This is a genomic window from Halorubrum lipolyticum DSM 21995 (assembly GCF_000337375.1).
Lineage (GTDB): Archaea > Halobacteriota > Halobacteria > Halobacteriales > Haloferacaceae > Halorubrum > Halorubrum lipolyticum.
Genome location: NZ_AOJG01000018.1, coordinates 1 through 13,076 on the forward strand (window position 1 = coordinate 1; position 13,076 = coordinate 13,076).

11 protein-coding genes are annotated in these 13,076 nt (G+C 70.0%); 5 read left to right on the top strand and 6 right to left on the bottom strand.

What is annotated here, in order from left to right:
• The first annotated feature begins 384 nt into the window (after nt 1–384).
• Complete coding sequence (gene cysS, locus C469_RS07360; RefSeq protein WP_008005239.1) at nt 385–1,911, top strand: cysteine--tRNA ligase; 1,527 nt, start codon at nt 385–387, stop codon at nt 1,909–1,911.
• 22 nt (nt 1,912–1,933) lie between these two features.
• Here cysS and C469_RS07365 read toward each other — a convergent pair whose 3' ends face one another.
• The 3 genes from C469_RS07365 to C469_RS07375 all read right to left on the bottom strand — a co-directional run bounded on the left by C469_RS07365 (nt 1,934) and on the right by C469_RS07375 (nt 3,624).
• Nucleotides 1,934–2,146, bottom strand: coding sequence for a hypothetical protein (locus C469_RS07365; RefSeq protein WP_008005240.1), 213 nt, complete (start codon nt 2,144–2,146; stop codon nt 1,934–1,936).
• A 73-nt stretch (nt 2,147–2,219) separates the two neighbouring features.
• On the bottom strand, nt 2,220–3,026 hold the full coding sequence (gene pheA, locus C469_RS07370; protein WP_008005241.1) for a prephenate dehydratase: 807 nt from the start codon (nt 3,024–3,026) through the stop codon (nt 2,220–2,222).
• A 55-nt stretch (nt 3,027–3,081) separates the two neighbouring features.
• Nucleotides 3,082–3,624, bottom strand: coding sequence for a DUF7523 family protein (locus C469_RS07375; RefSeq protein WP_008005244.1), 543 nt, complete (start codon nt 3,622–3,624; stop codon nt 3,082–3,084).
• A gap of 127 nt (nt 3,625–3,751) precedes the next feature.
• Between C469_RS07375 and C469_RS07380 the strand changes: the two genes are divergently transcribed.
• The 4 genes from C469_RS07380 to C469_RS07395 all read left to right on the top strand — a co-directional run bounded on the left by C469_RS07380 (nt 3,752) and on the right by C469_RS07395 (nt 10,714).
• Entirely contained in the window at nt 3,752–4,621 is an 870-nt protein-coding gene (locus C469_RS07380; protein WP_008005245.1) for a CbiX/SirB N-terminal domain-containing protein, read from the top strand.
• 2 nt (nt 4,622–4,623) lie between these two features.
• Nucleotides 4,624–5,829, top strand: coding sequence for a DR2241 family protein (locus C469_RS07385; RefSeq protein ID WP_008005247.1), 1,206 nt, complete (start codon nt 4,624–4,626; stop codon nt 5,827–5,829).
• Between the two features lie 784 nt (nt 5,830–6,613).
• Nucleotides 6,614–9,211, top strand: a complete 2,598-nt coding sequence (locus C469_RS07390) for a DNA topoisomerase I (protein WP_008005249.1) — start codon at nt 6,614–6,616, stop codon at nt 9,209–9,211.
• 84 nt (nt 9,212–9,295) lie between these two features.
• Nucleotides 9,296–10,714: a sensor histidine kinase gene (locus C469_RS07395; RefSeq protein WP_049911124.1), complete on the top strand. Its 1,419-nt coding sequence runs from the start codon at nt 9,296–9,298 to the stop codon at nt 10,712–10,714.
• 31 nt (nt 10,715–10,745) lie between these two features.
• Here the strand turns inward: C469_RS07395 and C469_RS07400 are convergent, their stop codons facing one another.
• From C469_RS07400 to C469_RS07410, 3 genes are all read right to left on the bottom strand, one after another.
• Complete coding sequence (locus C469_RS07400) at nt 10,746–11,108, bottom strand: DUF192 domain-containing protein (RefSeq protein ID WP_049911126.1); 363 nt, start codon at nt 11,106–11,108, stop codon at nt 10,746–10,748.
• Between the two features lie 81 nt (nt 11,109–11,189).
• A complete protein-coding gene (locus C469_RS07405) occupies nt 11,190–11,444 on the bottom strand; it encodes a glutathione S-transferase N-terminal domain-containing protein (RefSeq protein ID WP_008005254.1) in 255 nt (84 codons plus the stop codon).
• Between the two features lie 105 nt (nt 11,445–11,549).
• Nucleotides 11,550–12,929, bottom strand: coding sequence for an NCS2 family permease (locus tag C469_RS07410; protein WP_008005256.1), 1,380 nt, complete (start codon nt 12,927–12,929; stop codon nt 11,550–11,552).
• Nucleotides 12,930–13,076: the final 147 nt, after the last annotated feature.

A 13,076-nucleotide genomic window follows, 5' to 3' on the forward strand; every position in this document is an offset into this window, starting at 1 on the left:
CGGTGCTGTGCGGTCGGGGTGGGACTCAAAGGGGCAGTCGCCGGCGCTACGCGCCGGCTGCCAGAGGCGCGAAGCGCCTCGCTGCCGCGCGGGCGCCGTAGGCGACGCAAGAAGCACTGGAACGAGGGAGCGAACGCAGTGAGCGACCGAGTGAAGCGCGCAGCGAGCGTACGGCGCCCGCGCGGCTGGGGCTTTGGCGGTGTTCACCGCTGATTCGCTGTCAGCTACGTATAAGCGAGCGGCTGGGGATTTGACGGTATTTGCCACTTATCCACGGTCGATGTCGGCTATGAACGCGTAAGCAGGCGAGTCGCCAGAATACAGGTCTTCGTCGTCTCGCCCGATCCGACGATTTAAAACGCTCACCTCGGCAACCACTCGGTAATGAGTCTCGTCGTTACCGACACCCTGGCAGACGAGCGCGTCGAGTTCACGGCCGACGGCGACGTCACGCTGTACGTCTGCGGCCTGACGGTGTCGGACGACCCCCACCTCGGACACGCCCGCCTGTGGTTCCACGCTGACGTGCTCCACCGGTGGCTGGAGCACGTCGGCTACGACGTGCGCCACGTCGAGAACGTCACCGACGTCAACGAGAAGATCACGGCCCGGATCGGCGAGCGCGACGAGTGGGCCGAAGAGCGCGACGTGGCCGAGTCGTTCACCGCGACCACCTTCGACGCGATGCGCGGGCTGAACCTCCTGCGCGCGGAGGTGTACCCCCGCGTCACCGAGCACGTCCCGGAGATCCGCGACCTCGTCGCCACCCTCGTCGAGAAGGGGTACGCCTACGAGTCGAACGGCTCGGTCTACTTCGACGTGACGAGCTTCGACGACTACGGGAAGCTCTCGAACCAGGACGTGGCGGAACTCGAAGCGCAGGGCGAGCCGGACGAGCGCTCGGAGAAGCGCAACCCGTCGGACTTCGCGCTGTGGAAGGCCGACGGCGTGAGCGAGGCCGCCGCGCGCGAGCACGCGAAACACGACCACGGCACCGAGACGCCGAGCGGCGAGACGTGGGAGTCGCCGTGGGGCGAGGGCCGCCCCGGGTGGCACGTCGAGTGCTCGGCGATGTCGACGACGCACCTCGGCGACACCCTCGACATCCACATGGGCGGACGCGATCTGGTCTTCCCGCACCACGAGAACGAGATCGCGCAGTCGGAGGCGGCCACCGGCGAGACGTTCGCGCGCCACTGGCTCCACGTCGGCCTGCTGGCGATGGAGGGCGAGAAGATGTCATCCTCGATCGGGAACTTCTGGACCGTGCCGGACGCCTTAGAGGAACTCGGCGTCAACGCCATCCGGACCTTCTACGCCGGGGCCGCCTACCGCTCCGAGCAGGCGCTCACCGAGGAGACGATCGCCGAGGCCGAGGAGCGCTGGGAGCGCCTCTCGCGCACCTACGACCGCGCGGTCGCGGCGCTCGACTCGACCGCGGCCCGCGCGAAGGCGGAAGACGAGGAGCTCCGCGAGGCCGTCGAAACCGCCCGAGACGACTTCGCGACCGCGATGAACGACGACCTGAACCTCCGGGAGGCGACCGCGGCGCTGTTGGACCTCACCGACGCCGTGAACCGCCACGTTGACGCGGTCGAGGACGGGGCGGGAGACGACGCCGGCGCGGGAGACGAAGCCGACGACGAGACCGCCTACGACTACCGCGCCCTCCGCGAGGCGGTCGAGGCGTTCGACGACCTCGCCGGCGGCGTGCTCGGCCTCCAGTTCGAGTCGACGACCGACGGCGACGTGGACCTGGCCGGCGAGCTGGTCGAACTCGTGTTGGACGTGCGCGAGGCCGAGCGCGAGGCCGGCAACTACGAGCGCGCCGACGAGCTTCGGGACGCGCTTCGCGACGTGGGCGTCGAGATCGAGGACGGGCCGGACGGCGCGACGTACCGGTTCGAGTAGCGCGCGGACAGCGGGCGCGGTGTCACTCGTTTCGCTCGTTTTCCAACTCCCCCTCCAGTTCGTTCACCCGCTGTTCGAGTTCGGCCACGCGCTGGCTGTCGTCTGGTTTGTCGTCCCAGAAGAACGCACCGACGAACAGGCCGACGATAAGTCCGAAGAGCGCTCCGGGCGGTCCGAACAGGGCACCGATCAACAGGCCGACCAAGCCGCTGACGACGAAGGAGGCACCGCTCATGTTCCCACGTTACCGAAGCTAATTGATAAATTCTGTCTCGTGTCGAATCCCGTCGGCCGCGTCAGGAGCGGCGTTACTCCAACACGTGCTCGGTGTCGTACGACCCGAGCACTTTGACCCAGCCGTTGTCGGCGATCGCCTCGATATCCTCGACCGCCTTCGCCATGTGGTCCTCGTAGAGGCCGGCGTCGACGTCGAAGTGGAACAGGTAGTCGCCGAGGCGCTCGCCGCTCGGGCGCGACTCGATCCGCGAGAGGTTGAGGTTGCGGTCGGCGAACGCCTCTAAGAGTTCCAAGAGGAGCCCGGGGTAGTTCGCGTTCGGGTAGACGATCAGGGTCGTCTTCCCGCCGGCGTCCGAGCGCGCGGACTCGGGCGCGACGACGAGGAAGCGGGTCGCGTTCGAGGTGCGGTCCTGGATGTCCTCGGCGAGGATCTCGAGGTCGTCGCCGGCGTTGTCCGGGTGGCCGATCCCGGCGACGCGACCGTCCTCGCGGGCGCGTTCGACCCCGCGGGCGGTGGAGGCGACCGCTTCGAGCCCCGCGTTCGGGTAGTTGGCCTCCAGCCAGTTGCGACACTGCGCGAGCGCCTGCGAGTGGCTGGCGACGACCTCGAACTCGGGCCCCTGCGCGAGGAGGGCGTGCCGGATCGGGGTGACGACCTCGCGGGTGACCGCCACGTCGTGGTCGGCCAGGGCGTCGAGGCTCTCGGTGACGGAGCCTTCGATGCTGTTCTCGATGGGGACGACCCCCCGCTCGAACTCGCCGGCCGCGACGGCGTCGACGATGCCGGTGACCGACTCTCGGAACGACACCTCGGCGGCGACGGCCCGCGCCGCACGGTGCGAGTACGTGCCGGCGGGACCGAGCGTGACGGCGTTCATCGCCCCTACCTATCAGACGGCGTTAGAAAAGCGTGCGGGTAGCGGGAGCGGCCCGTCACTCGCCGTCGGTCGGCACCGCCGCCAGCGCCGCCTCGGCGACCCGGACCGCGGTCGCGCCGTCGCGCCGCCCCACGACGACGACGAGCGTCTCCCCGGCGACGCCGGCCGCCTCGACCACGACGTCGGCGACCGCGAGCCGGCGGAGGACCGCCGCCAGCGCCGCGGCGTCGACCGCGCCGGTCGCGAGGATCGCGGTGTCGCGCCCCGCCGGCGTGACCGCCGCGCCCCCGACGCGGAGGAGAGGGTCGGCGTCGGATCCGTCGACGTCTCCACCGTCGTCGTCGACGACTCCTACCCCGCTCCGCATCGACACGCTGGCCGCGCGCTCGGCGGTTCCGTAGTCGGGGAGCTCCTCGCGGAACCGGCGGAGCGCGGTCGCGATCGCGTCGGTGTCGGCGTCGCCGTTACCGTCGCCGAGGTCGGCCTCGTCGGCCAGCCACGCGGCGGCGGCGCTGTGGTTGAGGACGCCGGCGCGGAGCGCGTCGAGGACGAACGGGCGGGCGCGGGCCGCTTCGCGGGTGTCGGCTGCCAGCGACATGGCCGGACCTGCGGCGCGGGGCGCCATGGCGATTTCGGTCGGCGGTCGGTGCGGGAGCGACGCGGTCGGCTTCCCGCGAACTCGCACGTGCCGAAGCCCCTATGAGCGACGCGCCCCCAGAACGGGTATGCAGTCGCTCGTCATCGTCGCACACGGCTCACACCTCAATCCGGGGTCGAGCGCGCCGACGTACGACCACGCCGACACCGTCCGCGCGACCGGCGCCTTCGACGAGGTGAAGACCGGCTTCTGGAAGGAGGAACCGCACTTCCGCGAGGTGCTCCGCACCGTCGAAGGCGACGAGATCTACGTCGTCCCGCTGTTCGTCTCCGAGGGCTACTTCACCGAGCAGGTGATCCCCCGCGAACTCCGACTGGAGGGGTGGGACGTGTCGGAGTGGGACTCCGACGGCCTCTCGGCCGATCAGGCGACGCTCGTCGCCGAGGACATCGACCGCGAGGTCCACTACTGCGGCCCGGTGGGGACCCACCGCGCGATGACCGACGTGATCGTCCGGCGCGCGGAGTCGGTCACCGACGACCCCGACGTGGGCGACGGCTTCGGCCTCGCCGTCGTCGGCCACGGCACCGAGCGCAACGAGAATTCGGCGAAGGCGATCGAGTACCACGCGGACCGGATCGCCGAGCGCGACCGCTTCGACGAGGTGAAGGCGCTGTACATGGACGAGGACCCCGAGGTCGACGACCTCCCGGAGTTCTTCGAGAGCGACGACGTCGTCTTGGTCCCCCTCTTCATCGCCGACGGCTACCACACCCAGGAGGACATCCCGGAGGACGTGGGGCTCTGCGAGGACCACACCGAGGGGTACGACGTGCCAACCGAGGTCGACGGTACCCGGATCTGGTACGCCGGGGCGGTCGGCACCGAGCCCCTGATGGCCGACGTGCTCTTGGAACGCGCGGCCGACGCCGGCGCCGACCTCGGGGGCGCGCTCGACGACGTGCGCGAGACGACCCGCGTCGCCACGGGGGACTGACCGTGGCCGAACCCGCCGCGGATTCGACGGACTCGGCCACCAACCCGGAGGTCCCCGACATCGACCTCCCGAGCGACGCCTTCGACGCGGTGCTCGACGCGCTCGCCGACCGCGACCCCGGTGATCCCCTCCGGTTCGAAGGGTTCAGCGTCGCGCAGGACGCCGAGGGGGGCGACGAGGACGCGACGGGCGCGTACCGCCTCGACCCCGTCGACGGTGACCCCCGGACCGCCCTGAGCGAGCGCGAGCTCCACGAGGCGCTGTCCGAGCGCGCCGCCGCCGTCACCGACTGGTACGCCTTCGAGCGCGTCGTCGGCGAGTTCGGCCCGCGTCGCGCGTTCCTGCGCTGGCTGGAGGACGCCGACGGCGCGACGGTGGCGACCCGGTACGCCGCGCTCGCGGAGGGGATCGAGCGCGCGTGGGGGGAACTGCGGATTACGGCCACGGTCACCGACCGCGGCGAGCGCCGGTACGACGTGCGCCACGCCGACGACGCCGGCGTTCCGGTCGACAATCTCGACAGGTACGACGACCCGCTCGACGCCCGCGATCTGGTGACGCTCGACGGGAAGGGGCGGTACCGCCCACTCAAGACCGCGCCGTCGCTGGCGGGCGGGTGGGCCTTCCCCGACCTCGGTCCGCGGGACGCGTACGAGGCCGTTGAGACGATCTACCCCGCGACGGTCGCCAACTGGCACCGCGAGCGCGAGGGCGAGCTCGACGTGACCCACTGGCGCGAGACGATGGAGCGCCAGTCCGGCATCTACGGCGTCGTGAAGACGTGGGACCGCGGCGAGGGTCACGAGCACGTCAACTGGGTCGCGGAGGCGTGCTGTGACGACTCGCAGTGTCTGAAGCGTCGGGAGTGGGGGTACGACGAGGAGACCGACCTCGACGTCGACGGCGGCGACGGCGTCTTCCCCTGCCGAGAGCCCTGCTCGGTCGTCGTCTCGGCCGCGCGCAAGTGGACCCGACTGGAGAGCGAGCAGCCGCGGACCTACGAGTTCGATCTGACCCCGAGCGAGAAAGAGCAGGTCGAAGACATCATCGACGCGGTCGCCGACGGCCGGATCGACGAGATCCGCGAGGCCGACACGAAGGAGGGAGCGAACCGCTACCGGACCCGATTCCTGCGCGCCAAGCTGTTCGACGGCGAGGGGAACCTCGGCGGGGTGCCGACCGAGCCGGACGAGGAAGACGAGGAGTAGCGCGGGCTACGACGAGACCTTTCGTACCGCGTCCCGTCGAATCACGCCGTATTCTGCGAGTTCTGCTTATAAAGAACAGTGATCGGGAGCGACAACTGTTTATAAATGAATGCGGTGGCGCGCCTCCGAGCGGCCGCCTCTCGCGGCCGCGAGGAGCCCGCGAGGGAGTCGGTGCGGCGCTTATAAGCGCCGCGCCGACGAGGCTGGGGAGGCGTGAGGTGCGGTCCCGTGAGCGACCGAAGGGAGCGACCGGGAGCACGGAAGTCGCAGCGCCGAGCGGTGCGAGACCGTCGGTCTCGCGGGCAGCCGGGCGAAGCCCGGCGACGAAGCGAGGCGACCGTCTTCCGGCGGTGCTGCGCGGTGCGGGGTGGGACTCAAAGGGGCAGTCGCGATTCCCGCGAGCAACGCGAGCGGGAAGACGGGAGACAACGTCTCCCGGAAGGACGANCGGTGCGGGGTGGGACTCAAAGGGGCAGTCGCGATTCCCGCGAGCAACGCGAGCGGGAAGACGGGAGACAACGTCTCCCGGAAGGACGACGCAGGTGACGTAAGCACCGCAGCGAGCAACGCGAGCGAGGAGCGCAGCGAACGTGCGCCGTCCTCGCGACTGGGGCTTTGGAGGTGTTCTCCGTCGATCCGCAGTCAATCACTTATAAACAAACCCACGCGACGACACGCGATCGCTCACTCGAACCAGAGACAACACACGCGTACAGCCGCGCAGGCGGGCGATCAAAAGCGTATCGCGAAACCTTTAGACGGGAGAGCGGCCTATCTCGGAGCAATGAGTCGCGGCCCCGAACTGATAATCACGGAGAAGGACAACGCTGCGCGTCGCATCGCCGACATCCTGAGCGGCGAGTCCGCGACGACGGAGCGGCAGAACGACGTGAACGTGTACAAGTGGGGCGGCAAGCGCTGTATCGGCCTCTCCGGGCACGTCGTCGGGGTCGACTTCCCCGCCGAGTACAACGACTGGCGCGACGTCGAGCCGGTCGAGCTCATCGATGCCCCCGTCACCAAGGAGCCGACCCAGGAGGGAATCGTCGCGGCCCTCCGCAAACTGGCCCGTAACGCCTCGCGAGTCGTCATCGCGACGGACTACGACCGCGAGGGCGAGCTGATCGGCAAGGAGGCGTACGAGCTGGTGCGCGAGGTGAACGAGGACGCCCCCATCGACCGCGTCCGCTTCTCCTCGATCACCGACAACGAGGTGAACGAGGCGTTCGCGAACCCCGACGAGCTCGACTTCGACCTGGCGGCCGCCGGGGAGGCGCGACAGGTGATCGACCTCACGTGGGGCGCGGCGCTCACCCGCTTTCTCTCGCTGTCGGCCCGGCAGCTCGGCGACGACTTCATCTCCGTCGGCCGGGTGCAGGGGCCGACGCTCAAGCTGATCGTCGACCGCGAGCGCGAGATCCAGGCGTTCGACCCCGAGGCCTACTGGGAGCTGTACGGGAACCTGACGAAGTCCGGCGGCGACCCCTTCGAGGCGCGCTACTTCTATTTAAACGACGATGGCAACGAGGCCGAGCGCGTGTGGGACGGCGACGTCGCCGAGGTCCTGACCGAGGCGCTCGCGGCGGCCGGCGAGGCCGTCGTCGACGACGTGCGCCGCCGCACCCGCACCGACGAGCCGCCGACCCCCTTCAACACCACGGCGTTCATCCGGGCCGCCGGCTCGCTCGGCTACTCCGCCCAGCGCGCGATGTCGCTCGCGGAGGACCTGTACACCGCCGGCTACGTCACCTATCCGCGGACGGACAACACGGTCTACCCCGAAGACCTGGACCCGCGCGAGCTGATCGAGGAGCTCTCTGCCGCCTCGACGTTCGGGAAAGACGCGAAGAGCCTGCTGGACGCGGACCGCGAGATCGAACCCACCGAGGGCGACGAGGAGACGACCGACCACCCGCCGATCCACCCGACCGGCGAGCTCCCCTCGGCGTCGGACCTCTCGGAGGACGAGTGGGAGGTGTACGAGCTGATCGTCCGGCGCTTCCTCGCGACCTGCGCCGAGCCCGCGACGTGGGAGCGGCTCCGCGTCGTCGCGCTCGCGAACGGCGAGGCGACCGCGATCGCCGAGCGCGCGGACGGGCTCGCCGCCCTCCGGAACCCGGACGAGGCCAGCGGCCCGGGCGACCTCGTCGCCGACGGTGGACTCCGGCTGAAGGCGAACGGGAAGCGCCTGTTGGAGGCCGGCTACCACGACGTCTACCCCTACCGCTCCAGCGACGAGCGGATCGTCCCGGACGTGGCGGTGGGGGAGACGCTCGCGCTCACCGACCGGCGGACGGACGCGAAGGAGACCCAGCCGCCCCGCCGGTACGGGCAGTCCCGGCTCATCGAGGAGATGGAGAAGCGCGGCGTCGGCACGAAGGCGACCCGCCACCGCACCTTAGAGAAGCTGTACGACCGCAACTACATCGAGAGCGACCCGCCGCGGCCGACCCGGCTCGCGGAGGCGGTCGTCGAGGCGGCCGAGGAGTTCGCCCAGCACGTCGTCAGCGAGGAGATGACCGCCCAGCTCGAGCGCGACATGCAGGCGATCGCCGCCGGCGAGAAGGGGTACGACGAGGTGACCGAGGCGTCCCGCGAGCTGCTCGACCGCGTGTTCGACGACCTCACCGAGTCGCGCGAGGCGGTCGGCGACCACCTCCAGAAGTCGCTGAAGGCGGACAAGACGCTCGGTCCATGTCCCGAGTGCGGCGAGGACCTCCTCGTCCGGAAGTCCCGGCAGGGGTCGTACTTCGTCGGCTGCGACGGCTACCCCGACTGCGAGCACACCCTGCCGCTCCCCTCGACGGGCAAACCGCTCATCCTCGACGAGACCTGCGAGGACCACGACCTCCGGCACGTGAAGATGCTCGCGGGCCGGAAGACGTTCGTCCACGGCTGCCCGCAGTGCAAGGCCGACGAGGCCGACGAGCAGGAGGACGAGGTTATCGGAGCGTGTCCCGAGTGTGGCGAAGAGCACGGGGGAGAATTGGCCATCAAGCGGCTCCGCTCCGGCTCCCGGCTCGTCGGCTGCACGCGCTACCCCGACTGCGACTACTCGCTGCCGCTCCCCCGCCGCGGCGAGATCGAGGTCACCGACGAGAGCTGCGAGGAGCACGACCTCCCGCACCTCCGCGTCCACTCCGGCGACGAGCCGTGGGAGCTCGGCTGTCCCATCTGCAACTACCGGGAGTTCACGGCGCGGCAGGAGGGCTCCGAGCTCCAGACCGTCGAGGGGATCGGCGAGAAGACCGCCGAGAAACTGCAGGACGCGGGCGTCGACGGCGTCGACGACCTCAAGTCGGTCGACCCCGACGACCTGGCCGCCGACGTGGACGGCGTGGGCGCGGACACGGTCCGCGACTGGCAGGCGAAGGCGGATTGAGTTCCCGACCGCCGAGGATAGCCGCCGCGGTCGGGGAACTCCCCTCGACGTTTATACGTGCAGAGGGCGTCAGGCGAGGTATGAATGGATCGTGACGGCGAGTCGACACCCCGTGTCGTGCGGTCGTTCGTCGAGGCGGTTCCGACTCCGGCGTTAGCCTGCGATCCCGAGTCTCACGCGATCCGGGCGGCGAACGCGCCGGCGGCCGCGCTGCTCGGGCAAGACCGCGGGACGCTGACGCTGATGGGGCTCGCCGACCTCGGCGAGACCGACGAGACCGTCGACGGCGAGCCGATCGGCACAGCGGTCGACGAGGCGGTCGACGGGGACGAGGTCACCGAGTTCGAGTGGGAGACCGGCGGAAAGCGGGGACGCCGCCGCCTCTCGCTGTCGCTCCGGGCGACGACGATGGCCGGCGAGCGGTGGCTGATCGTCGGGCTGACCGACGTGACCGATCGCGTCACCGCCGAGGAGGACCTCCGGTCGCAGCTGCGCGTCGTCGACGCGGTCGCCTCGACCGTGCCGGCCGCGCTGTTCCAGTGTGGCGCGGACGGGACGCTCGCGCGCTGGAACGACCGGCTCGCCGCCGAGGCCGGCCGGGGGAGCGAGGCGTTGTCCGGAACCGATCTGACGGCGCTGTTCGACGACGAGAGCCGCGACGCCGTCGCCGAAGCGCTCCGGCGGGTGTACCGCGAGCGCGAGCCGGCCGACTGCGAGGCGACGCTTCTGACGCGGTCCGGCGAGCGCGTTCCGTACCGGCTCGCGCTCGGGCCGATCATCGACGGTGACCGGGTGGTCGGCGCGATCGGCGTCGGCGAGGACCGCACGGAGGCGTCGCTCCGCGAAGAGCGGCTCGCCGTCCTGACGCGGGTGCTCCGGCACAACTTCCGGAACGACCTCAACGTGGTGACCGGGTTCACGGAGCGGGCCATCGAGACCGTCGACGACCCGGAGCTGGCGAGCGAGCTCGAACGCGTGGTCGACACCGCCGAGCGCCTGCTCCGCGTCGGCGAGACCTCTCGGCGGGTCGAGCGGCTACTCGCCGACCGACCGACTCCGGGGCGCCTCGATCTCGCCGACGCGGTCGACGAGGCGCTCGTCTCGCTCCCGTCGGAGCTCCGCGAGGGCGCCGACATCGAGGTCGACGTGCCCGAGGGGATCACGGTGTCGGCGATCGGCTACCTCGCCGAGGCGATCGCGGAGCTCGTCGACAACGCGGTCCGCCACAGCGAGGCCGAACGCCCGCGGGTCGAGATCTCGGCGGCCGAGCTCCCGAGCGAGTCGTGGGCGTCGCTCGTCGTCGCCGACGACGGACCGGGGATCCCCCCGGCCGAGCGGTCGGTGCTAACCGGGGAGGAGACGCCGCTGGAGCACGCGAGCGGGCTCGGCCTCTGGTACGTCAACTGGATCGTCAGCGCCGGCGGCGGGTCGTTCGACATCGGCTCCGCGTCGGCGGGCGGCACGCGGATCGAGATCGAGCTTCGGACGCCGAACGACGGGTGAGTCGGGCTGTCGGGCGGTGTCGGTCCAGGCGTCACTCGACGAGGCGAACCTCGTCGCCGACGGCGACCTCGTCGGCCGCGCCGGCGGGGAGTTCGACGACCGTGTCCGCGCGACCGCGACCCAGCCCGACGAACGGGGCGAGCCGCTTCGCCTTCCGGACCTCGCCGTCGACGAGCCACAGCGCGTCGATCGCGAAGGGAACGAACAGCATGTGGAGCCACTGCGTGTCCGGGGCGTCGAAAGGGAACACGAGCGCGTAGCCGTCGGGGATCGACCGCCGGAACATCAGCCCGCGGCCCTGTTCGAACGTCGAGCGCGCCACGTCGACGTCGCTCGCGAGGGACACCGGCGGCTGGTCGCTATCGGATGACGCGCTTCGGTGGACGAGTCGCACGCCGGCACGTGGCGGGCGTCGGATAAATAGCCCCGCGATCGGTCGGCGGCGCCGCGTCGGAAGCGGTTCCGGGCGAACCGCCTAGCTCGCGTTGCCGTACGTCTCTTCGAGGTACTCGACGATGTCGTCGCTCTCGGGCATCGCGTCGATTCCGTGTTCCTCGTCGACGAGGACGGGGACGCCGGTCTGCCCGGAAATCTCCTCCACCTCGGTGCGCTCGGAGTGCGAGCGCGGCACCATCACCGACTCGTACTCCAAGTCGAGGTCGGCGAGCTTGGTCTTCACTTTCGCGCAGTACGGGCAGCCTTCCAGTTCGTAGAGCGTCAGGTTCGTCATCGCTACCACGTAGGGCGTAGACGCGTAAAGAAGTACGGTGGGCGGTGCGCGCGGCGCGCACGGGCGGCGTCGACACTTAAAAACGGACCGCGCCGTCGACGCCCCTCACAGGATGACGCCGCGCGTCTGCAGCACGTAGTAGACCACGAGCAGCGCCGCGATGACGTACTGTCCGAGCGCGACCTCGTCGTACTCGCCGACGGCGACTTTGATCAGCGGGTAGGCGATGATACCGGCGGCGAGCCCGTCGGCGATCGAGTAGGCGAACGGCATCACGGTGACGGTGAGGCCGGCGGAGACGGCCCACGCGGGGTCGTTCCAGTCGACCTCGACGAGTCCCTGCAGCATCATCACGCCGACGACGATCAGCGCGATGAAGGAGGCGTACGCCGGGATGGCGGCGACGACGGGGATCACCACGAGCGACGCGAGGAACAGCAGCGCGACGGCCAACGCCGTCAGGCCGGTTCGGCCGCCCTCCTCGACGCCCGTCGACGACTCGATGTACGTCGTCACCGTGGAGGTGCCGAGCACCGCGCCGGCGGTCGTCCCCACCGCGTCCGCCATCAGCGGCTTGTCCATGTCGGGGAGGTCGCCGTCGTCGTCGAGGAAGTCACCGAACTGCGAGACGCCGATGAGCGTCCCGGCGGTATCGAAGAAGTCGACGAAGAAGAACGTGAACACGACCAAGACGAACGTGAGGGGGTCGATCTGTCCTAACCCGTCGACGAACGCGCCCGCGAGCGGCGAGATGTCGTACTGCGCGCTCGGGAGCGTCTCCGGCGTGATCGCGCCGCGCCCGAAGACGCCGGCGAGGGTGAGCCCCCAGCCGACGGCGGCGGTCGTCAGGATGCCGATCACGATCGAGCCCGTGATCCCGCGCGCCCAGAGACCGAAGGTGAACGCGAGCCCGAGCAGCCCTAAGATCGCCCACGGGTTCCCGAAGATCCCGCCGAGCGTCACGAGCGTCGCGTCGTCGGGGACGACGATCTGGAGCTCCTGAAAGCCGATGAACAGCAGAAAGAGACCGATACCGGCGCCGACCGAGCGCTTCACCGGCTCGGGGAACAGCCGGATGACGTACTCGCGCGCGCCGACCACGGTGAGCAGCATGAACAGGACCCCTTCGACGAACACCGCGGCGAGGGCCGTCTGCCACGGGACGCCGAGCCCGAGGACGACCGTGTACGCGAAGAAGGCGTTGAGCCCGAGGCCGGGCGCCAGCCCGAACGGGCGGTTCGCGTACAGCGCCATCACGGCCGTCGCGATCGCCGCCGAGAGGATCGTCGCGATGGCGATCATCTGGAACACCTCGCCCTGTCCGTACCCCTCGATCTGGATCGCCTCCGAGAGGATGGCAGGGTTCACCACGATGATGTACGACATCGCGAGGAAGGTGGTGAGCCCCGCGATCAGCTCCGTACGGACGTCGGAGTCGTGCCCCTCTACGTCGAACCGCGCAGCGAGCGTGTCTGTAAGCCCCATTGAACGGGTGAGTCTTCCCCGGGATCGAGTGATAAGCTTTGCTGAACGCTAGCGGGAGGTATGCAAGAACGTGGATATAAAAGCGGTTTAAAACGTTAGAGGGCCAAGAGAAATGCGCAAACGTGCCTACACGGAGCTCGGTCGCGC